Source organism: Tomitella fengzijianii (genome assembly GCF_007559025.1).
Classification (GTDB): Bacteria; Actinomycetota; Actinomycetes; order Mycobacteriales; family Mycobacteriaceae; genus Tomitella; species Tomitella fengzijianii.
The window spans coordinates 575,705-594,484 of record NZ_CP041765.1 but is presented as its reverse complement, the minus strand read 5'-3'; the positions used below and the strand labels follow the sequence as shown (position 1 = coordinate 594,484).

The window sequence follows — 18,780 nt, the reverse complement described above, 5'->3', positions numbered from 1 at the left end:
GTCAAGCCGCACCGGCCTGCGGGCGGCGCGCGTGCAGGCGGTGGACTGCGCGCGCGGTACCCGCCAGCGGCGACCTGCGGGCGAACGTCAGCCCTCCACGTTCGAGTGCTTTCGCCAGCCGCGGTTCCGGGCGCATGGACGCGAGCAGCGGCAGCCCCAATGCCGCCTCCACATCCCCGCCGCGCAGGCCGCCGGGTGAAGGCCCGCGCACCACCAGCGCGACGTCCTCGGTGTGCCGCCGGAGCCACGCGGAGCATCGGACCGCGGACGCGCACGCCGGGACGTCGGCCGCGACGACGAGGACAGTCAGGTCGGCCATCTCGACCGCCGCCTCAGTGGCCTCCGACCGTTGACGGGACACATCGCAGATCACCGTCATCCCGCCGTCGTGCCCGGATTGGAGCACCGACCGCACGGCACCCGCCCGGGGCGCTGCACACGATCCATCCGCTGCGCCCGACGGAGGGGGCGACGACAGCACCGTCGTCGATCCGCGGCGGGGCAACGCGCGGAGCAAGGCGTCCGGGTCGACGCGGCCGTCCCGCAATCGCAGTTCAGGCCAGCGCAGTCCCTCGTCCCGTTCGATCCCCAGCAGAAGGTCGAGGCCGGGCCCGGAGGGGTCCAGGTCCACAAGCAGCGCGGACGTGTCGGCGGTCAGTGCGAGCGCGGTCGCGAGGATCGATGCACCCGCACCGCCGTGCCCCGAGACGACCGTGATGACGCCGCCGTCGCCCGACGCCCCGAAGCCCGCATGTCGGTTGAACGCCGCGAGCAGTGCGTGGCCGTCGTCCGGCAGCTCGAGCACGGCCTCCGCCCCGATGCGCACCGCGCACTGCCACAGGCTCGCATCGGCATCGCCGGGCGCGGCCACGACCAGTACCGCGTGGCGACGCGGAAACCCGGCACCCTCACAGGCCGCCGCGGCGGCGCTGTCGAGAACGATGATCGGGCAACGGCCCCACTCACTGTCCGTGGGCGGCAAGCCCGGCTGCGCACCCGACGCCAAGGAACCGGATTCCTGCGTTTCGGACCGCGTGAGGCGTACACCCGCCGCTGCTGCGGCGCGTTCCACCTCCGCCCGTAGCTCAGCGCCGGCCACCCACACCCCAACCGCATGCGTCGCGCTCGCTGCCACCATCTCGCCCCCCTGCCGACCGCTTCCGGCCACGTGCTTCCGCGTCGACTACGACGTTTCCGCATCCCACGCACCGCGATGGCGGGCCGGCAACCGCCGAACAGGCCCTATGCAGATTCCTGTGGAAAGTCGGAGCCTGTGGAAAACGCGGCTCCGGGCGGGCGCGGTTCGAGCAGACCTCATAACCGCCCCACGACATGGAACGGCCCCCACCAGGGGGGAGTGGGTGGGGGCCGTTGCGTCCAGCCCCGGGGGGTTGGGCTGAAGGCACTCGGCTTGGCCGAGCGCCTTCATGCTACACCCGCGCGACGCCACGACGGCAAGATTTTCCATGAGCCACTTCCGCGCGTCGTCGGCTCTATCCTGTGAGTGTGTCCGCCAATCCCGGCCCCTCTGCGGCGCCGCCACAGCGCCGTGTCGCCGCTTTCTTCGATCTGGACAAGACCCTCATCGCGAAATCGAGCACTCTCGCATTCAGCCGCCCCTTCTTCGATGAGGGGCTGCTGAACCGCCGCGCCGTGCTCAAGAGCAGCTACGCCCAGTTCCTGTTCCTGCTCTCCGGAGCGGACGCCGACCAGATGGACCGGATGCGCCGGCACATCACGGACATGTGCGCGGGCTGGGACGTCGAGCAGATCCGGTCCATCGTCGACGAAACGCTCGACGACATCGTCACTCCGCTGGTATTCGCCGAGGCGGCCGAGCTGATCGCCGATCACACCGCACTGGGCCACGATGTCGTCGTCGTCTCCGCTTCCGGCGAGGAGGTCGTCACACCTATCGCCGCCGCCCTGGGCGCCGACCACAGCGTCGCCACCCGCATGAAGGTCAGCGAGGGGAAATACACCGGCGAGGTGGACTTCTACTGCTTCGGCACGGGCAAGGTGGAGGCCATCCGCCGGCTCGCCGAACAGCACGGATACGACCTCTCGCGGTCCCACGCGTACTCGGATTCCAGCACCGACCTGCCGATGCTCGAATGCGTCGGCAACCCCACCGCCGTCAATCCGGATCGAAAACTGCGGAAGGCCGCGGCCGAGCGAGGCTGGCCGGTCCTGACGTTCGTCGACGCCGTCGCCATCAGGCGTGGACGCGCTCGGCATGGATCGCGGTCGGCGGTCGCCGGGGCCGCCGCCGGCCTGGGTGCGATGACCGCAGGCGCTGTCGCGTGGAGGCTGCTGCGACGCCGGCGCTGAACGCGGCCCCTCGAGCCGTTCGATCAGTCGGCTCAACACACGATCGTCAAGCGAATTATCGCTGATGAGAACACATTTTGCCACCGGGAGAAACTTAACCGGAACCCCTTGCAACGGCGACACATAGAGGGTAGAAAGAAGTCACGGAAGCACAGCAGGCCAAGGCCGATTCAGAAGAGAAGGATCGTTCTCCCGGCTGATGTTTCCCGACATGGACAACCAGACTCACCACGCAGAGCACGCCGCAGGAGGCAAAAGTGTTGTGGGCCTGCGTTATTGTTCCGGCTTTGCTGGGATGCTGATTCCTTTGGGTAGGGATCCCCATGCAGTCGGAGTTAATGCGCCGAGGCCACCCACGCAACCCAAATGATGCACGCATGGCAACTGGCAGTCTGTGTTAGCGGGCGACGGCACTCAAATGTTGGGTGATGCCGTCGCCCGCTTCATGTTCAGAGAAGGATATTTCGCTTATCCGGAATGCGCGTCGGCGATTTTCACGGCTTCATGTCCGCCAGTCTCCAATGCCGCACAGCAGGTGATGATCCAGCCGGCAACTCCTTCTGCGGTACCCGCGGCGTAGCCCTCAGCGGCCTGAAGATAAGCGTTGCGGCGCTTGAGCCAGTAGGTCTCCGGCACGCCGAGGTTATGCGGATCGAGCCCAGTCGCAGTACAGGTGAGTCTCGACGCTGCCCGAGCGACGATGCCATCCGCAGTACCGAAGGGGCGAAGCGTCAGCAGCTCGCCGTGGACTACGGCCGCCAGAAGCGGTGCGGCGGCACTCGTACCGCCCGTGGCAAGTTCGGCCAGCGCGTCGAGGCGTTCGCTGATACCCGGCACCGTGCGGGGGCGGCCCAGTTCATCCGGATCGTCGACGATGCCGGCCGCCGCGACAGTGTGGAGGCGGGCGATCACCTGCAGTGGCGCCCGTTCCCACGTGCCCAGGGTGTTGGTGAGCGCGTCCCCGTCGAGCATTGCCGACACGCGGAGAGCTCCGGCCAGGAGCGGGTCGCTGATGTCTCCGTCCTCAGGCAACTCGGTGGATGCGCCGTCGAGGGCGGCAGAGTTGCGGGCGGCACGCAGTGAGGCTTCGGTGGCGGACGTCTGCCAGCCGCGACGGTTGGCCTTGTGCCTGTGGGCCTCTTCGAGCGCCGCGCGTGCCCGGTCTGCGGCGTCGGACACTCCGGGGAGCTCCGCCAGCCGGGCGAGTGGGTCGGGCGCAGAATGTCGACTCGATGTCACAGTCGCAGGCTACCGCCCGTTCGAACATGGGCCGCCCAGTGCCGGCACGGATCCTGTAACGCCTCGGATGCGGCGACACCCCGCGGTGTACCGCGGGGTGTCGCCGGTGTGGTGTGTTCCGACTATCAGCTGCCGGGGAACTGAATGCCGGTGCCGCCGATGCTGCCGAACGGGCCGATGCCGCCTCCCGTCCCGCTGCCGAAGGTGTTGCCGAGGCTGCCGGTGATCTCGAACCCGCCGCCACCGTTCGCTTCCGGAGGCTGGAGGCTACTGTCTTCACCCACGCTCGACGTCGAGCCCGCCGTCAGCTGCCCGAGGCTCTCGCTGACGCTGCCGCTCACACTCTCCGGGTCCAGGCTGCCCTCGAGGCTCTCGCTGGAACCGGCGGTGATCTGCCCCAGGCTCTCGGTCGCACTTCCTGCGTCGAAGCTGCCCGGGTCCAGGCTCCCCGGATCGAGGCTGCCCTCAAGGCTGTCGCTGGAGCCCGCAGTGATTTGCCCGATGATTTCCGCGGCGCTGCCGGCGTCGAGGCTGCCCGGATCCAAGCTGCCCTCGACGCTGTCGCCTGATCCGGTGGTCAGCTGCCCGAGGCTCGAGGTGATGGAGTCGAGGCTTCCGTCACCAAGGCTGTCGCTCGAGCCGGTGAACAAATCCGTGAGGCTGCCGGCCGCACTGCTGCCACCGGACTCGGAACCGGTGCTCCCCGCCCCGGGCAAGCTACCGCCGTCGACACTGCCCGCCAGGCTCGCGAACGGCAACGCCGCACTACCCAGAATGAACTGCAAACCCAGCTCCAGCCCGGCCTCACTGCCCGAGCCCCCCTCAGAACCAGACGACCCGGTACTGCCCGTGACCAGATCACCGATGCTCGACTCGAAATCACCCAGGCTGCCAGTCAGATCCATGCTGCCGGAACCACTGCCCGAGCCGCCCTCAGAGCCGGACGACCCCATGCTGCCCGTGACCAGATCACCGATGCTGCCCGCGATGCTCCCCGGGACGTCCTCCAAGCTGCCCGTCAACTCACTGCTGCCGGCCGCACTGCTGCCACCGGACTCGGAACCGGTGCTCCCCGCCCCGGGCAAGCTACCGCCGTCGACACTGCCCGCCAGGCTCGCGAACGGCAACGCCGCACTACCCAGAATGAACTGCAAACCCAGCTCCAGCCCGGCCTCACTGCCCGAGCCGCCCTCAGAACCAGACGACCCGGTACTGCCCGTGACCAGATCACCGATGCTGCCCGCGATGCTCCCCGGGACGTCCTCCAAACTGCCCGTCAACTCACTGCTGCCGGCCCCACTGCTGCCACCGGACTCGGAACCGGTGCTCCCCGCCCCCGGCAAGCTACCGCCGTCGACACTGCCCGCCAGGCTCGCGAACGGCAACGCCGCACTACCCAGAATGAACTGCAAACCCAGCTCCAGCCCGGCCTCACTGCCCGAGCCCCCCTCAGAACCAAACGACCCGGTACTGCCCGTGACCAGATCACCGATGCTCGACTCGAAATCACCCAGGCTGCCAGTCAGATCCATGCTGCCGGAACCACTGCCCGAGCCGCCCTCAGAGCCGGACGACCCCATGCTGCCCGTGACCAGATCACCGATGCTGCCCGCGATGCTCCCCGGGACGTCCTCCAAACTGCCCGTCAACTCACTGCTGCCGGCCCCACTGCTGCCACCGGACTCGGAACCGGTGCTCCCCGCCCCCGGCAAGCTACCGCCGTCGACACTGCCCGCCAGGCTCGCGAACGGCAACGCCGCACTACCCAGAATGAACTGCAAACCCAGCTCCAGCCCGGCCTCACTGCCCGAGCCCCCCTCAGAACCAGACGACCCGGTACTGCCCGTGACCAGATCACCGATGCTCGACTCGAAATCACCCAGGCTGCCAGTCAGATCCATGCTGCCGAAGCCGCCCTGACCGGAGGATCCCGAGGAACCCGACCCCTCATCGGATCCGCTGCTACCGCCGGTACTTCCAAGCGCCAGCATGATGTCGGAGATGCTGCTGGTCGAGCTCCCGGGCAGGGTGATGTCGCCGCTGCCGAAGTCGAGGCTCGAACTGCCCGAGCCGCCGCTCCCGATCGCACCCATGCTGCCCGCCGCGAGGATCGGCAGCAGCGCAGAACTGCCCAACGTCACGCTGCCGAGCGCCGTGCTACCCACGGCCACCCCGACGGCGCTGCCGACATTGAACTCCGGCACCTCGAACACCGGCAGGCCGGGGATCGTGACGGTCAGCTGGCCGTGCACGCCGGCGTTCACCCAGCCGTCGGGGATCACGGCGTTCGCCGACGCAATGATGTCCGTCACCGTCCGGCTCGCCCACTCCCGGTCGATGCCGGGGATGTCGATGTCGACGTCACACGAGCTGCCGACGTACACCTCGCCTCCGCCGACCTCGGTCTTCTGTTCGCACCGACTCTGACTGTCCTGCTCGGACTGCTGGCCGGGCGTACCCGCGATCGCGATTCCCGGAATCGTCAACCACGCCAGCGTCGCGAATGCCGCAGCCCCGCCGACGATCCTCTTTCCCCCGCCACTGGAATGCGAATTACAAAGACGCCTTCTGCCACCTTGCATGGATACCCACCTTGACGTTGATTCCACTCTGGACGCCCCGGAGTGCACGCATATCCGACGCGGCACGCCACACGGTTCCGGCACGACCCGAAGCCCCCTCGGCCCGGATTGCGCTGGTCATCCAGTTGATGCGCATCACAGTAGCACTTTATGACCCGAGAGTAGCGGTGGAGCAGCCCCAGGGGAATAGATGGGATTCAACGTCTGTCATCCGAACGGCATAGCATATTCCGGGCTCCTCATCATCGGGTTGAATCTCAAGCACATCCCGCAGCGGACCCTCCAGTCAACCGACGCTCCGTCACGCGTTGAATGAAGTATCACAATGGTTTGATCAGTTTCCCGAAACAGCCATCAGGAACAGGTTGCCGGAGTGCCGAAAGCTGTTGTAGCCCAGCGGGTGTCCTCCCTCACGTCTCATCAACGCGGAGATCGGGCCGTCCGACACCGGCGAGCGCGGCAAGGTAGGCTCGCGTCCGGTGTGCCGGGAAGTCTGGTCGGCAGTCGATGCACGGACATCGCTCTACGTATGGTTTTCACATGACGGATCCTCGATGCGCGGTGACGCTGCGGCGCGCCGTACAGGATGCAACGTGGCCGTGCACGTGGGGCCGGCCCGGGTTCGGCTCCGCTGACGACACCAGACGGAAGGTCTTCCGCCTCCCATGCCAAGCAATCCGATGACCCTCACCCCCGGCCACGCCCAACGGACGGGCGACTTCTTCCGCAAGGAAACCGTCGGAGGGCTCGCCCTCCTCGCCGCCGCGGTTCTGGCGCTGGTCTGCGCCAACACCCCGTTGTTCGACGCCTATGTCTCGCTCCGCGACACCGTCGTCGGCCCGTCGGCGCTGCACCTCGACCTCACGCTCGGAGACTGGGCCAAGGACGGCCTGCTCGCGGTGTTCTTCTTCGTCGCCGGCGTCGAACTCAAACGCGAGATGGTCCTCGGCGAGCTGTCCGACCGCAAGAAGGCGGTGCTCCCCATCATCGCGGCGGTCGGCGGCGTCGTCGTCCCCGCGCTGATCCTGCTCGGCATCGGTTGGGGCAGCCCGGGGGTGGATCAGGCCTGGGCCATTCCGATCGCGACCGACATCGCGTTCGCGCTTGGCGTGCTTTCCCTGACCGCCAAGAACGTCCCGGCCACTGCACGCGTGTTCCTGCTGAGCCTCGCCGTGGTCGACGACCTCATCGGGATCGCCGTCATCGCGTTCGTCTTCGCATCCGGCATCGCCATCGGATGGCTGCTCGCCGCCGTCGCCAGCCTCGCCGTCTACTGGTTCGCCCAGTACCGCCGCATCACCACACCGTTCCTGTATGTCCCGCTGGCGGTGCTCACCTGGGTGTTCATGCACAGCTCCGGGATCCACGCGACCATCGCGGGTGTCGCCCTGGGACTGCTGACCCGCGTCCGCGCCGATCGTGGAGAGGCAACGGCCCCCGCAGAAAGGCTCGCCGAGCGGATCACGCCGTGGTCCGCCGGATTGTGCGTGCCGATCTTCGCCTTCTTCGCCGCCGGTGTGCACGTGGACAGCGAGCTTCTAGGAGAACTCGGCTCCGATCGGATCGCCCTCGGCATCGTCGTCGGCCTGGTGGTGGGCAAGACGGTCGGGATCTTCGGCGCATCGTGGCTGGCCATCAAGTTCGGCTTGGCGCAGCGGCCCCGCGGCCTGCAGAACCTGGATATTCTGGCGCTGGCCATGCTCGGCGGCATCGGATTCACCGTGAGCCTGCTCATCGCGGAACTCTCTCTGGCGGGCCTGCAGCACGGCGATGCCGTGGAGATGGCCAAGATCGCGGTGCTGGCAGGCTCCATGATCGCCGCGATTCTGGGGTCGGTGGCAATGGCGCTGTGCGGACGGCACCACCGTCGGGTGGCCGCGGACTCCGCCGGGCAGGATCCGGTCGTGTGAGCGGCCTGTCCTGATATCCGCCCCTGTCGTTCTGCGGCACCCGGCATGTGGGAGTCCGCCTCGCATGGCACGATGATTCCCTGAGGCCGATGCGGCCCCCGCGCGCAGCTGTACGGACGCAGCCTTGCTGCGAACGGGCAGCAGACGGGCCGCCGATGGGCGTAGACGTATGCAGACGTAGTACGGAGGGTTGACGTGAGCTTCACCGACCGCACCACAGGCCGCGGCGCCGGCGACGGGGCGCCCGCGTCCCTGTCGTCGATCCCGCTGTCGGACCTGGACCCGGCCGCACAGGACGCTTCCATCGGTGCGCTGGTCAAGAACGCGACCAGCCAGGTATCCACGCTGGTGCGCTCCGAGGTCGAGTTGGCCAAGGCCGAGGTCACCGGCGAGGTGAAGAAGGCCCTGCAGGGCAGCGTGTTCTTCATCATCGCCGCGACGATCCTGCTGTTCAGCGCGTTTTTCTTCTTCTTCTTCCTCGGCGAGCTGCTCAGCGAGTGGCTACCGCGGTGGGCGGCATTCCTGATCGTGTTCGGCATCCAGGTGCTCGCGGCCGCGTTCGCCGGGTTCCTCGGCTATCTGCGCGTGCGCAAGTTGCGCGCGCCGAACAAGACGATCGACTCGGTCAAGGAGATCTCCTCCGTACTGCCTTCCGGCGGCAAGTCTCCGGCATCGTCATCCGCCCCCGGCGGTTCCTCGGTGCATGAGCGGTCGATGGCCGAGGCCTCCGCTGCGGCGTCCGGTAGGCACGCCCGCTGAAGCCGTTGCAGCCGCCGCACCGGGCCGCACGCTCGAGTCGGCGCAGCACCGGGCATCATGATGGCCGATAACCGCACTGCGCCGGATCCGTCCACGGTCCGTCACGATGGGCCATGGCGACATCTCGACGTCCGGGGCAACGGCATCCGGCTGCATGCCGTGCAGGCGGGGCCCGACGACGCCGACGCTCCGCTCGTGGTGCTCGTTCATGGATTCGGCCAGTACTGGTGGTCGTGGCGTCATCAGCTCACCGCCCTCGGCGACGCCGGTTACCGGGCCGTCGCCGTCGATCTGCGCGGCTACGGCGACAGCGACAAGCCCCCGCGCGGCTACGACGGGTGGACCCTCGCCGGCGACCTCTCGGGGCTGATCCGCGGGCTCGGACACGACGAGGCATTCCTGGTCGGCCACGGCGACGGCGGCCAGGTCTGCTGGGCGGCGTCCGTGCTGTATCCCGCGCACGTTCGCGGAATCGTCACCGTCTCCGCCCCGCATCCGCTCGGACTCCGGCGCGCGGCGCTGGCGGACGCGTCCCAACGTTCGGTTCTGGCGCCACGACTGTTGTCCGACCAGATACCGCGCCTCGGCGAGCACAGGCTCACCACGAACGACGGGGCCGGAGCGGCCGCGTTATTGCGCGAACGCGCCGGTGCGGAGTGGGCGCGTACGGCCGACTTCGCCGAGGCGGAGCGGCGCGTACGCACCGCCATCAGGATCGACGGCACCGCGCACTGCGCGTTGGAGTACCACCGCTGGGCATTCCGCAGCCAGTTCCGGCCCGACGGGGCGCGTTTCCGCACGGCGATGCGCACCCCGCCCCGTGCCCCCGTGGTCCAGATCCACGGCACGGACGACCCGTTCATGTTGCCCGACACGTTCCGGCATTGCACCCGCTGGGCCCCGCAGCGACAACTGGAATCCCTGCGCGCGGGGCACTTCCCCCATCAGGAGGCGCCCGACGCGACGACGTCGTCGATCCTCCGGTTCCTCCGGGCCTGACGAGGCGCCCGCCGGACGCGGCAAACAGGATCTAAGCCACGCACGATCCTGTGCCGACGGCCCCCGACCACTCCTCCGCCGACGACACCTGGGCTTGCACTTCTTCCGCGGTGAGCACGAAGCCCGTGTCCGGATCGTCCACGGCCGCACCGAACACCACGCCGAGCACGCTACCGTCAAGGGCCACCAACGGCCCCCCTGAATTGCCGGAGCGCACCTTGCCGCGGATGGTGTACACCTCGCGTTCGATCGTCGTCGAATGATAGATGTCCGGCCCGCTGAGCATGATCCTGTCGCGTACACGCGCGGGGCTGGCGGTGAACGGGCCACCGCCGGGATACCCGAGGACGACGGCCTCCTCGCCGCTGTGGGCAGGCTCGGGGGCGAACCGCAAGGCGGAGACGTTCAACTCTGGAACGTCCAGGATCGCCACATCCGTGGTGGAGTCGAACAGCACCACCGTCGCCGAAAGCGCGCCGTCGCGCGTCATCACCGACACGGAGGACGTGCCTGCCACGACGTGCGCGTTGGTCATGACCCGCTGCGGGGCCACCACGAAGCCGCTCCCCTCCAGCGTGCGCTGGCAGCCCGGCGCCCTGCCACGGATCTCGAGCACGCTCTCCGAAGCTGCGACGACCCCCGGCGCCGACACCGACCCCGGCACAGGCGGATCGACGTCGGTTATCGGTGTCCGGGCGAAAGGACCGAGTACATCGGGGAGTCCTGAGGTGTCGAGAAGGGAGGACAGCCGGCCGGGTACCGCCCGCAGCCACGACGGGGCGAGCGCGTCGACGTTGCTGAGCACCCACGAATCGCGCACCGCAGCTGCGGCGGTGCTCTGGGTGTTCGTCGCGACCGGCACGGCCAGCAACCAGGCCGTGACCAGAACCGCCACGGCCTGGAACAGCGCGCCCACGGCCGAATCGACCAGCCGCACCGCATGGTGCTGGATGAATCGCCGTGCGAAACGGCCGACGCTGACTCCGATGATCTCGCCGCAGACCGCCAGCAACACGATCAACAGGATGCCCAGGATCAATCGCCCACGGGCGTCCTCCACGCCGCCGACGAGGTGCGGGGTCAGTTCAATGCCCGCCGCGAGCCCGCCGAGCACGCCGAGGAAGGCGAGCGCCGACGCGATCGCGCCGTACCGCCACCCGGACATCGCCGCGAGTACCGCGATGGCGACGACCGCGATGTCGAGCCAGGCCGAGCCGGTCACCTGCGCGTAGCCTGCTCGTCGACCTCCGGCAGGGTCACGTCCAGTTCGCGGACGTCACCGGTGTCCCACTCCTGTTCCCAACCCGCCTCGGTGATCAGTGCCGACAGAAGTCCGGCTGTGAACCCCCAGACGAGCATTCCGTCGACGGTGAAGGCGGGGCCGGTGAAGACTTTGCGGTATCGCACCTGGAAGCGGTTCGCGGGATTTACGAGGTCCGCCAACGGGACCCTGGCGACCCGTGAGGTCTCGGCCTCGTCGACCACGCGGACGGGGCACGGCTCCCGCCAATAGGCGAGGACGGGGCTGACCAGGAATCGCGACGGCGGCACGAACAGCTCCGGCATCACCGTCAGCGGCTGCACCCCGTCGGGACGCAGCCCGGTCTCCTCCTCCGCCTCGCGCAGCGCCGTCTGGACCGGCCCCCCGTCGCCGGGGTCCGCCGCGCCGCCCGGGAACGCGACCTGGCCGCTGTGATGCCGCAGCGTGGCGGCCCGCTGGGTGAGGAGGACGTCGCCGTCCGGGACCCCGCCGGACGTCCGCGGCACGCCCTGCACGGCGTCGGCGGCACCGCCACCCTCCCCGAACAGCATCAGGACCGACGCCGGGCGAGTCCGGACGCCAGGCGGCACCGCGCGGGACTGCAGCACCCGCGGAACGAGCGGGCGCCCGCCACCGGCAGGCGCGTCCTGACCCGCGCCGCCGGCGCGCATCCGCTCAGCCAGGTCTTCCAGCCAGCCCGGTACCGCCCCGGCGTCGCAGGCCGCCGACGCGCCCTCGTCCGCGATACTCACAGCGTCACTCCCAGCTCCTCCTCGACGACCTTCGCAATCTGGTCGGCGTCCGTGAACGGTATCGCCACCACCTTCGCCACCGTGCCGTCGGGCCGCACGAGCACCGTCACCGGAATCACCGGCGGCGCGCGCACGGCCGTCGCCAGTTTGCGCTCCGGGTCCGCCACCGACTCCAGGTCGACGCCGAGGTCTTCGAGCAGGGCACGCCCCTTGTCCGGGTGCAGGTCGCTGTGCACCGTGAGTACGGTTACCGCGTCGCCGGCCTGCTGCGCGAATTGCTCCATCGCCGGCAGTTCCTCCCTGCACGGCGCGCACCAGTACGCCCACAGGTTGATCACCGCGGGCTTGCCCGCCAGGGCTGAACCCACGTCCACAGGCCGCCCGTCGTAGAGGTCTGTGAGCGTGAGGCCCTGCAGCGGGGTGTCGGAAGCCGGCGGCGCCGCGTCCTGCTCGCCGGCGTCCTGCTCGTCCTCGCCCTGCGGACCCGGGCTCGGTGGGCTCGAGGTCGCAGTACCGGAGGCGGACCCGCCGGGCCCGCCGTCGTCGTCCATCACGGTCATGACCATCGCGACGATGAGCGCGACGAGGACGATGAACACGCCGATTCCGGTCTTGGCCGAGGCGCTCAGGCCCCTCACCGGGAGGGCTCCTCGTCCGGGTGCGGGACGATTCCGGCGAGATCGAGCAGATGGGCGCTCTCCGGGCCGCGTACCAGCGCCGCGGCCTCCGCGCGATCTGTGGGCCCTTCGCCGTAGGAGGGGCAGTCGCCTGCGAGCACGCACACCCCGCACGCGGGCCGCCGAGCATGGCAGACGCGCCGGCCGTGGAAGATCACCCGATGCGACAGGAGCGTCCACTCGCGCCGCTCGATCAGCCCGCCCACCTCGTGCTCCACCTTGACCGGATCGGTCGACGCGGACCACCGCCACCGGCGGACCAGCCGTAGGAAATGGGTGTCCACGGTGATCCCGGGCACGTCGAAGGCGTTGCCGAGGATCACGTTCGCCGTCTTACGCCCTATCCCCGGCAACCGCGTGAGCTCCGACATGTCGCCAGGCACGACGCCGCCGTGCTCGTCCACCAGCGCCTGGCCGAGTCTGATCAGCGAGTCCGTCTTGTTCCGGTAGAAGCCGGTGCTCCGGATCATCTCCTCGAGTTCTGCCCGGTCGGCCCTCGCGTAGTCCTCCGCCGTCCGATACCGCGCGAAGAGCGCGGGGGTCACCATGTTGACGCGCTTGTCGGTGCACTGCGCGGACAGGATCGTCGCCACCGAGAGCTCCAGCGGCGTGGTGAAGTCGAGCTCGCAATACACGTGCGGGAAAGCCTCCGCCAGCGCCCTGTTCATCCGCCGCGCGCGCCGCACGAGGGCCAGCCGGCTCTCGGGTTTCAACCACCGCCGACCGCGCCGCACACCGGCACCTCCGCTCACCACCACGCAGACCAGACTACGGACCGGGTACGACGCCTGCGGACACCGCACGGGGCATCCGCCCCGGCGGCGACCGCACAGGGTGTGACGGAGGACAACTCTCGGCGGGTTCGTGTCCGTATCGAGACTTCGACGGTGTTTACTCACCTGCATGCAGGTAGTCCTCGTCGTCCTCGCGCCGGTTATCGTGATCGCTTTCGCCATGGCGATGGAACATATCGAGACGCTGCTCAAGCACCGCACCGACCACGTCGGCGACCCGCAGGAGTTCATCGAGTCGCACACCCCCAGCGAGCTGCTCACCGAGCCTGCGCACGCGCGGGTGCAGTGACGCCGCCGGCGGTTCCACGCCGGCTGCGAGGAGGCTCACGCGGCCGCCGCAGTCACACACGGTAACGTCAGGGCGATGCCGCGCGTCGGCGCCTGTTCCGCGCCGGCCCGCAGCCAAATCCCGCCGCGCGGCGCGGCGTGCCTGTAGCCTCGATCACACGGCATTACGCGCCGGTCACTAGACTTGCGTGTGATGCACCGCGTGCCCGGGCATGCGCGGGCACCAAGAGCCGTGGGGCACACAGCAGGTTTGCACGGCGCAGACACAGACAGCACAGACCATGAGGAGCCCACGTGGACGAGGTCCTGGCCAGAGCCGGAATCTTCCAGGGAGTAGAACCCTCCGCAGTTTCCGCCCTGATCAAGCAGCTTCAGCCGGTCGAGTTTCCGCGAGGCCACACGATCTTCCACGAAGGTGAGCCGGGCGACCGGCTGTACATCATCGGCACCGGCAAGATCAAGATCGGGCGTCGTTCGCCGGACGGCCGCGAGAACCTGCTGACGATCATGGGCCCGTCGGACATGTTCGGCGAGCTCTCCATCTTCGACCCGGGCCCGCGCACGTCCAGCGCCATCACGGTCACCGAGGTCAAGGCGGTCTCGATGGACCGTGAGGCGCTCAAGGACTGGATCTCGCAGCGCCCGGAGATCGCCGAACAGCTTCTGCGCGTGTTGGCCCGCCGCCTGCGCCGCACCAACAACTCGCTGGCCGACCTCATCTTCACCGACGTTCCCGGCCGTGTCGCCAAGGCGCTGCTCCAGCTGGCCCAGCGTTTCGGCACACAGGAGGCCGGCGCCCTCCGCGTGACGCACGACCTCACGCAGGAGGAGATCGCGCAGCTCGTCGGCGCTTCGCGCGAGACCGTCAACAAGGCGCTTGCAGACTTCGCGCACCGCGGCTGGCTGCGCCTCGAAGGCAAGAGCGTGCTCATCATCGACTCCGAGCGACTCGCGCGCCGCGCACGCTGACCTGACGGGCGGCGACATCCCGGCCGGGTATCCCCCGGACCGTCGTGTCGCCGCCCGCAGGCGTATTCCGGTCGTGCAGGCGGCCTCTCAGCCGCGCAGGTAGTCCAGCTGCGCGGCCACAGACCATTCCGCGGCCGGCCACAGCGATTCGTCGACGTCACGGTAGACGTGTTCGACCACCTGCCGCGCCGTGGCGTCGTCCCCCAGCGCCGCGAGCGCATCGCGCACCTGGTTCAGGCGCTGCTGACGGTGCGCGCGGTAGTCGCGCGCCACGGCGGAGGTGTCAGGCAGGTCGGGTCCGTGCGCGGGAAGGCACGCGAGCCCCTCCCCCGCGTCGATCAGCCGATCCAGCGAACCCAGATAGTCGCGCAGCGAACCGTCCTGCGGGTCGATCACGGTGGTGCCGCGCCCCAGAATGGTGTCGCCGGTGAGGACCGCGTCAGGGTGGCCGCCGTCGCCCTCGACCACCAGCGAGACGCTGTCCGCGGTGTGTCCGGGCGTGGCGAGCACGCGGAGACGCACACCCGCCGCGTCGATCACCGAACCGTCATCCAGGGCGCCGCCGTCGCCTCGGCGGTATTCCGGTAGCACGGCGTGCACGCCGGTACCGGTGAGCTCACGGAGCCTGTCGATCCCCCCGGTGTGGTCATCGTGCCGGTGGGTGACGATGGTGGTGGCCACGGGGCCCAGGCCCGCGATCCGCTGCAGATGCTCTTGGTCGTCGGGACCCGGGTCCACGACGACGACCGCGTCCGAGTCCGGTGCGCGGAGGATCCAGGTGTTGGTTCCGTCGAGCTCCATGATTCCGGGGTTGCGGCACAGCAGGACCCCGGCGGTGGCCGTCACCGGTCGCAGGACCCCGTAGGCCGGGTGGACCGGCGCGGTCACGACCGCACCTCGACCTGCAGTTCCACCTCGACCGGGGAGTCGATGGGCAGGTCCGAAACCCCGACGGCGCTGCGCGCGTGCCGCCCGGACTCGCCGAACACCTCGCCGAGCAGCTCGGAGGCGCCGTTGACGACGCCGGGCTGACCGCCGAACCCCGGGGCGGAGGAGACGAACCCGACCACCTTGACGATCCGCGCGACGTTGTCGAGCCCCACGACGGAGTCGACGGCGGCAAGAGCATTGAGCGCTGCGACGCGCGCGAGGTCCTTGGCGTCCTCCGGCGTGACGTCCGCCCCCACCTTCCCGGTCCGCAGCAGTTCGCCGCCGACGGTGGGCAGCTGGCCGGAGGTGAACACGAACTGCCCGCTGCGCACGGCGGGCACGTACGAGGCCAGCGGCGCCGCCACGGGCGGAAGCGTCAGGCCCAGCTCGGCCAGCCGGCCGGTCGGCGTGGCGGCGCTCACTTGCGGCGCTTCAGGTAGGCGACGTGCTGCTCACCGGTGGGCCCGGGCAGCACCGAGACCAGCTCCCAGCCGTCGTCGCCGAAATTGTCGAGGATGGCCTTGGGGTTGTGGATCAGCAGCGGTGCCACGAAGTATTCCCACCTGACCGCGCCTGCTGCCTGCTCGGGTTCACTCATGGAGACACCATATCCCCGCCGCCGGCCCCTTTTGCGGGCACCGCGACACCCCGTCGGCCGATCCTGCCGACGCGGCCACGGGCGGGCTTCCGCACCTGCGCGGTCGTCTCACCTCATACACTCGGGCGGTGCCCACAACACATGCTCGCTCCACGGTGGAGGGACTGACGTCCACGTGGCCGGAAACCGCAGCGCAGTCGCGTCTGCACTTCGTCAGCGGCAAGGGCGGTACCGGCAAGACCACCGTCGCCGCCGCGCTGTCGCTCGCACTCGCCTCGGGAGGCCGCAGGGTCTTGCTTATCGAGGTCGAAGAGCGCCAGGGAATCGCCCAGGTATTCGACACCGCGCCCCTGCCCTACGCGGAGACGAAGGTCGCCGTGGCCGACGGCGGGGGCGAGGTGCATGCACTCGCCATCGACATAGAGGCCGCGTTCCTCGAGTACCTCGACATGTTCTACAACCTGGGTTTCGCGGGCAAGGCGATGAAGCGCATCGGCGCCGTCGAGTTCGCCACGACGCTCGCACCCGGGCTGCGCGACGTTCTGCTCACGGGCAAGGTCAAGGAGGCGACGACCCGGACAGTGGACGGCCGGTACCTCTACGACGCGGTCGTGGTCGATGCGCCGCCCACCGGCCGCATCGGAAGCTTCCTCGACGTCACCAAGGCGATGGCCGACCTCGCCAAGGGCGGCCCCATCCGCGCCCAGTCGGAGGGCGTCGTCGATCTGCTGCACTCCCCGCAGACGGTGGTGCACCTGGTGACCCTCCTCGAGGCTCTTCCGGTCCAGGAGACCGCCGACGCCATGGCCGAGCTGCAGCGCCTGGACCTGCAGCCGGGCGCGGTGATCGTCAACCGCACGGAGGCCACCTATCTCGACGACGAGATGATCGCCGCGGCCGCGGAGGGCGAGATCGACGCCGAGGCCATCCGCGCGGACTTCGAGCGCGTGCACCTCACCGTCGCAGACGAGGACTTCGCGGGACTGCTGACCGAGACGATCGAGCACGCCATCCGATGCCGGGCACAGCGCGCGAGCGCACGGGAGCTCGCCGGCCTGCACGTGGCGCAACTCGAGTTGGGCGAGGTGCCCGATGGCATGGACCTCGGCGGCGTCTACCAATTGGCCGAACAGCTGGCCGGGCAGGGGGTCCGATGACCGGCACCGTGGACGTCGGTGCGATGCTCGGCGACAGCGCCACCCGGGTGGTCGTGTGCTGCGGCGCCGGCGGCGTGGGAAAGACGACGACGGCCGCCGCGCTCGCCCTGCGCGCCGCCGAATCCGGCCGCTCCGTGGTGGTGCTGACCATCGACCCGGCGCGCCGGCTGGCGCAGGCGCTGGGAGTGGAGGACCTGGGCAACACACCGCAACCGGTGCCGCTGCCGGACAACGACTCGGGCGGCGGACTGCACGCGATGATGCTGGACATGCGCCGCACCTTCGACGACATGGTGGTCCAGTACGCGACTCCCGAGCGGGCCCGGGAGATCCTGGCGAACCCCTTCTACCAGACCGTCGCCACCTCCTTCGCCGGAACGCAGGAGTACATGGCGATGGAGAAGCTGGGGCAGCTGGTCGCCGAAGACGCGTGGGACCTGATCGTGGTGGACACCCCGCCGTCGCGCAACGCGCTCGACTTCCTGGACGCCCCGCAACGCCTGGGGGCGTTCCTCGACGGCCGCATGATCCGCATGTTCATGGCCCCGGGCCGGGGGATCCGCAAGATCGTCAGCGGAGCCGTCGGCATGGCGATGCGGGCGGTGTCGACGGTGGTCGGCAGCTCGATGCTGGCCGACGCATCGATGTTCGTGCAGTCGTTCGAGGAGATGATCGGCGGGTTCCGCGAACGGGCCGACCGCACGTATCAGCTCCTGCGCAGGCCGGGCACCGCGTTCCTGGTGGTCTCCGCCGCGGAGCCGGACGCGTTGCGCGAGGCGTCGTTCTTCGTCGAACGCCTCACCGCGGAGGACATGCCGTTGGCCGGGTTGGTACTCAACCGCACGCACCCGATGCTGGCGCAGCTGCCGGTGGAGACGGCACTGGCCGCAGCGGACCGGTTGGACGAGCAGCGCGGGGCAACGGCAGACGACGCGCCGGTGCCGAGCCTGCCGCCCTTGGCCGGCGCGGTCCTGCGGATCCACGCCGAGCGGGGATCGACCGCGAAGCGCGAGGTGCGGCTGCTCGGCCGTTTCACCGGCGCGCACCCGCAGGTGCCCGTCGTCGGGGTGCCCTCATTGCCGTTCGAGGTCTCGAGCCTGGACGCGCTGCGGGCCTTGGGCGATCAGCTTGCGGCCGACGGCCCCTGACCGGTCAGACTGCGGAGCGGCGGCGGGCGGCCTCGAAAAAGGTGGCCCAGGACCGCACATTGGGGTGCTCCTTGAGCAGCGCCCTGCGCTGACGCTCCGTCATGCCGCCCCACACGCCGAACTCGACCCGGTTGTCGAGGGCGTCCGCCGCGCATTCGAGCATGACGGGGCAGTGCCGGCAGATCGTCGCCGCCTTGCGCTGCGCCGCGCCCCGGACGAACAGCTCGTCCGGGTCGATATTGCGGCACAGAGCCTGCGACGTCCAGGCCATCCGCGCCTCGCTGGAATCCACCGACAGCGGCGGGATTCCGGTCTTGCGGAGCTTCGGCACCGAAGCGCCGTGCCCGGTGGACTTGGCGGGTGACCGGCCCGCGGCGGGGTCGCCC

The 18,780-nt window shown here is 69.4% G+C and carries 19 protein-coding genes; 8 read left to right on the top strand and 11 right to left on the bottom strand.

The window, feature by feature from the left end; genetic code table 11:
• Position 1 precedes the first annotated feature (1 nt).
• Positions 2–1,138, bottom strand: a complete 1,137-nt coding sequence (ssd, locus tag FO059_RS02710; protein WP_143906151.1) for a septum site-determining protein Ssd — start codon at positions 1,136–1,138, stop codon at positions 2–4.
• A 362-nt stretch (positions 1,139–1,500) separates the two neighbouring features.
• Here ssd and FO059_RS02705 point away from each other — a divergent pair, with 362 nt between their 5' ends.
• The gene (locus tag FO059_RS02705; RefSeq protein ID WP_143906149.1) at positions 1,501–2,331 is read left to right on the top strand and encodes an HAD family hydrolase; all 831 of its coding nucleotides are present in this window, start codon (positions 1,501–1,503) and stop codon (positions 2,329–2,331) included.
• A 468-nt stretch (positions 2,332–2,799) separates the two neighbouring features.
• Here FO059_RS02705 and FO059_RS02700 read toward each other — a convergent pair whose 3' ends face one another.
• Both FO059_RS02700 and FO059_RS02695 read right to left on the bottom strand, forming a co-directional pair.
• A complete protein-coding gene (locus tag FO059_RS02700; protein WP_233267005.1) occupies positions 2,800–3,510 on the bottom strand; it encodes a Fic family protein in 711 nt (236 codons plus the stop codon).
• A gap of 185 nt (positions 3,511–3,695) precedes the next feature.
• The gene (locus tag FO059_RS02695; RefSeq protein WP_143906136.1) at positions 3,696–6,056 is read right to left on the bottom strand and encodes a hypothetical protein; all 2,361 of its coding nucleotides are present in this window, start codon (positions 6,054–6,056) and stop codon (positions 3,696–3,698) included.
• A gap of 761 nt (positions 6,057–6,817) precedes the next feature.
• On the opposite strand from FO059_RS02695, the gene nhaA reads away from it, so the two are divergent.
• From nhaA to FO059_RS02680, 3 genes are all read left to right on the top strand, one after another.
• Positions 6,818–8,062 (top strand): Na+/H+ antiporter NhaA, encoded by a 1,245-nt coding sequence (gene nhaA / locus FO059_RS02690; protein ID WP_372497871.1) that lies wholly within the window; start codon positions 6,818–6,820, stop codon positions 8,060–8,062.
• A gap of 195 nt (positions 8,063–8,257) precedes the next feature.
• A complete protein-coding gene (locus FO059_RS02685; RefSeq protein ID WP_143906134.1) occupies positions 8,258–8,821 on the top strand; it encodes a phage holin family protein in 564 nt (187 codons plus the stop codon).
• A gap of 60 nt (positions 8,822–8,881) precedes the next feature.
• Entirely contained in the window at positions 8,882–9,820 is a 939-nt protein-coding gene (locus FO059_RS02680; protein ID WP_143910369.1) for an alpha/beta fold hydrolase, read from the top strand.
• Between the two features lie 31 nt (positions 9,821–9,851).
• Here FO059_RS02680 and FO059_RS02675 read toward each other — a convergent pair whose 3' ends face one another.
• The 4 genes from FO059_RS02675 to nth form a co-directional block, all read right to left on the bottom strand.
• Complete coding sequence (locus FO059_RS02675) at positions 9,852–11,042, bottom strand: MarP family serine protease (RefSeq protein ID WP_143906133.1); 1,191 nt, start codon at positions 11,040–11,042, stop codon at positions 9,852–9,854.
• Positions 11,039–11,752 (bottom strand): NUDIX hydrolase, encoded by a 714-nt coding sequence (locus FO059_RS02670; protein ID WP_143910368.1) that lies wholly within the window; start codon positions 11,750–11,752, stop codon positions 11,039–11,041. Before FO059_RS02670 ends, FO059_RS02675 begins: the two co-directional genes overlap by 4 nt.
• Positions 11,753–11,829: 77 nt before the next feature.
• A complete protein-coding gene (locus FO059_RS02665) occupies positions 11,830–12,471 on the bottom strand; it encodes a TlpA family protein disulfide reductase (protein ID WP_143906130.1) in 642 nt (213 codons plus the stop codon).
• On the bottom strand, positions 12,468–13,178 hold the full coding sequence (gene nth / locus FO059_RS02660) for an endonuclease III (protein WP_143910367.1): 711 nt from the start codon (positions 13,176–13,178) through the stop codon (positions 12,468–12,470). The genes FO059_RS02665 and nth overlap by 4 nt, the downstream gene beginning before the upstream one ends.
• Before the next feature lie 235 nt (positions 13,179–13,413).
• Between nth and FO059_RS02655 the strand changes: the two genes are divergently transcribed.
• Both FO059_RS02655 and FO059_RS02650 read left to right on the top strand, forming a co-directional pair.
• Positions 13,414–13,593, top strand: a complete 180-nt coding sequence (locus FO059_RS02655) for a hypothetical protein (RefSeq protein WP_143906128.1) — start codon at positions 13,414–13,416, stop codon at positions 13,591–13,593.
• A 293-nt stretch (positions 13,594–13,886) separates the two neighbouring features.
• Positions 13,887–14,561, top strand: a complete 675-nt coding sequence (locus tag FO059_RS02650; protein ID WP_143906126.1) for a Crp/Fnr family transcriptional regulator — start codon at positions 13,887–13,889, stop codon at positions 14,559–14,561.
• A gap of 87 nt (positions 14,562–14,648) precedes the next feature.
• Here the strand turns inward: FO059_RS02650 and FO059_RS02645 are convergent, their stop codons facing one another.
• From FO059_RS02645 to FO059_RS02635, 3 genes are read right to left on the bottom strand one after another with little or no spacing between them, the layout of a single operon-like run.
• Positions 14,649–15,449: an MBL fold metallo-hydrolase gene (locus FO059_RS02645; protein ID WP_233267020.1), complete on the bottom strand. Its 801-nt coding sequence runs from the start codon at positions 15,447–15,449 to the stop codon at positions 14,649–14,651.
• The gene (locus FO059_RS02640) at positions 15,446–15,913 is read right to left on the bottom strand and encodes a RidA family protein (RefSeq protein ID WP_143906124.1); all 468 of its coding nucleotides are present in this window, start codon (positions 15,911–15,913) and stop codon (positions 15,446–15,448) included. The genes FO059_RS02645 and FO059_RS02640 overlap by 4 nt, the downstream gene beginning before the upstream one ends.
• Positions 15,910–16,089 (bottom strand): hypothetical protein, encoded by a 180-nt coding sequence (locus tag FO059_RS02635; protein WP_143906122.1) that lies wholly within the window; start codon positions 16,087–16,089, stop codon positions 15,910–15,912. Before FO059_RS02635 ends, FO059_RS02640 begins: the two co-directional genes overlap by 4 nt.
• A gap of 128 nt (positions 16,090–16,217) precedes the next feature.
• Here FO059_RS02635 and FO059_RS02630 point away from each other — a divergent pair, with 128 nt between their 5' ends.
• Positions 16,218–17,246: an ArsA family ATPase gene (locus tag FO059_RS02630; protein ID WP_199257115.1), complete on the top strand. Its 1,029-nt coding sequence runs from the start codon at positions 16,218–16,220 to the stop codon at positions 17,244–17,246.
• On the top strand, positions 17,243–18,394 hold the full coding sequence (locus tag FO059_RS02625; protein ID WP_143906120.1) for an ArsA family ATPase: 1,152 nt from the start codon (positions 17,243–17,245) through the stop codon (positions 18,392–18,394). The genes FO059_RS02630 and FO059_RS02625 overlap by 4 nt, the downstream gene beginning before the upstream one ends.
• Positions 18,395–18,398: 4 nt before the next feature.
• Here the strand turns inward: FO059_RS02625 and FO059_RS02620 are convergent, their stop codons facing one another.
• Positions 18,399–18,665, bottom strand: coding sequence for a WhiB family transcriptional regulator (locus FO059_RS02620; protein ID WP_143910364.1), 267 nt, complete (start codon positions 18,663–18,665; stop codon positions 18,399–18,401).
• Between the last annotated feature and the right edge of the window lie 115 nt (positions 18,666–18,780).

Bases quoted from the DNA above. Each gene is read 5' to 3' on its own strand.
- ssd (WP_143906151.1), bottom strand. From the start codon at position 1,138: ATGGTGGCAGCGAGCGCGACGCATGCGGTTGGGGTGTGGGTGGCCGGC.
- nhaA (WP_372497871.1), top strand. From the start codon at position 6,818: ATGCCAAGCAATCCGATGACCCTCACCCCCGGCCACGCCCAACGGACG.
- FO059_RS02680 (WP_143910369.1), top strand. From the start codon at position 8,882: ATGGCCGATAACCGCACTGCGCCGGATCCGTCCACGGTCCGTCACGAT.
- FO059_RS02670 (WP_143910368.1), bottom strand. From the start codon at position 11,752: ATGCGCGCCGGCGGCGCGGGTCAGGACGCGCCTGCCGGTGGCGGGCGC.
- nth (WP_143910367.1), bottom strand. From the start codon at position 13,178: ATGAACAGGGCGCTGGCGGAGGCTTTCCCGCACGTGTATTGCGAGCTC.
- FO059_RS02655 (WP_143906128.1), top strand. From the start codon at position 13,414: ATGCAGGTAGTCCTCGTCGTCCTCGCGCCGGTTATCGTGATCGCTTTC.
- FO059_RS02635 (WP_143906122.1), bottom strand. From the start codon at position 16,089: ATGAGTGAACCCGAGCAGGCAGCAGGCGCGGTCAGGTGGGAATACTTC.
- FO059_RS02625 (WP_143906120.1), top strand. From the start codon at position 17,243: ATGACCGGCACCGTGGACGTCGGTGCGATGCTCGGCGACAGCGCCACC.
- FO059_RS02620 (WP_143910364.1), bottom strand. From the start codon at position 18,665: ATGGCCTGGACGTCGCAGGCTCTGTGCCGCAATATCGACCCGGACGAG.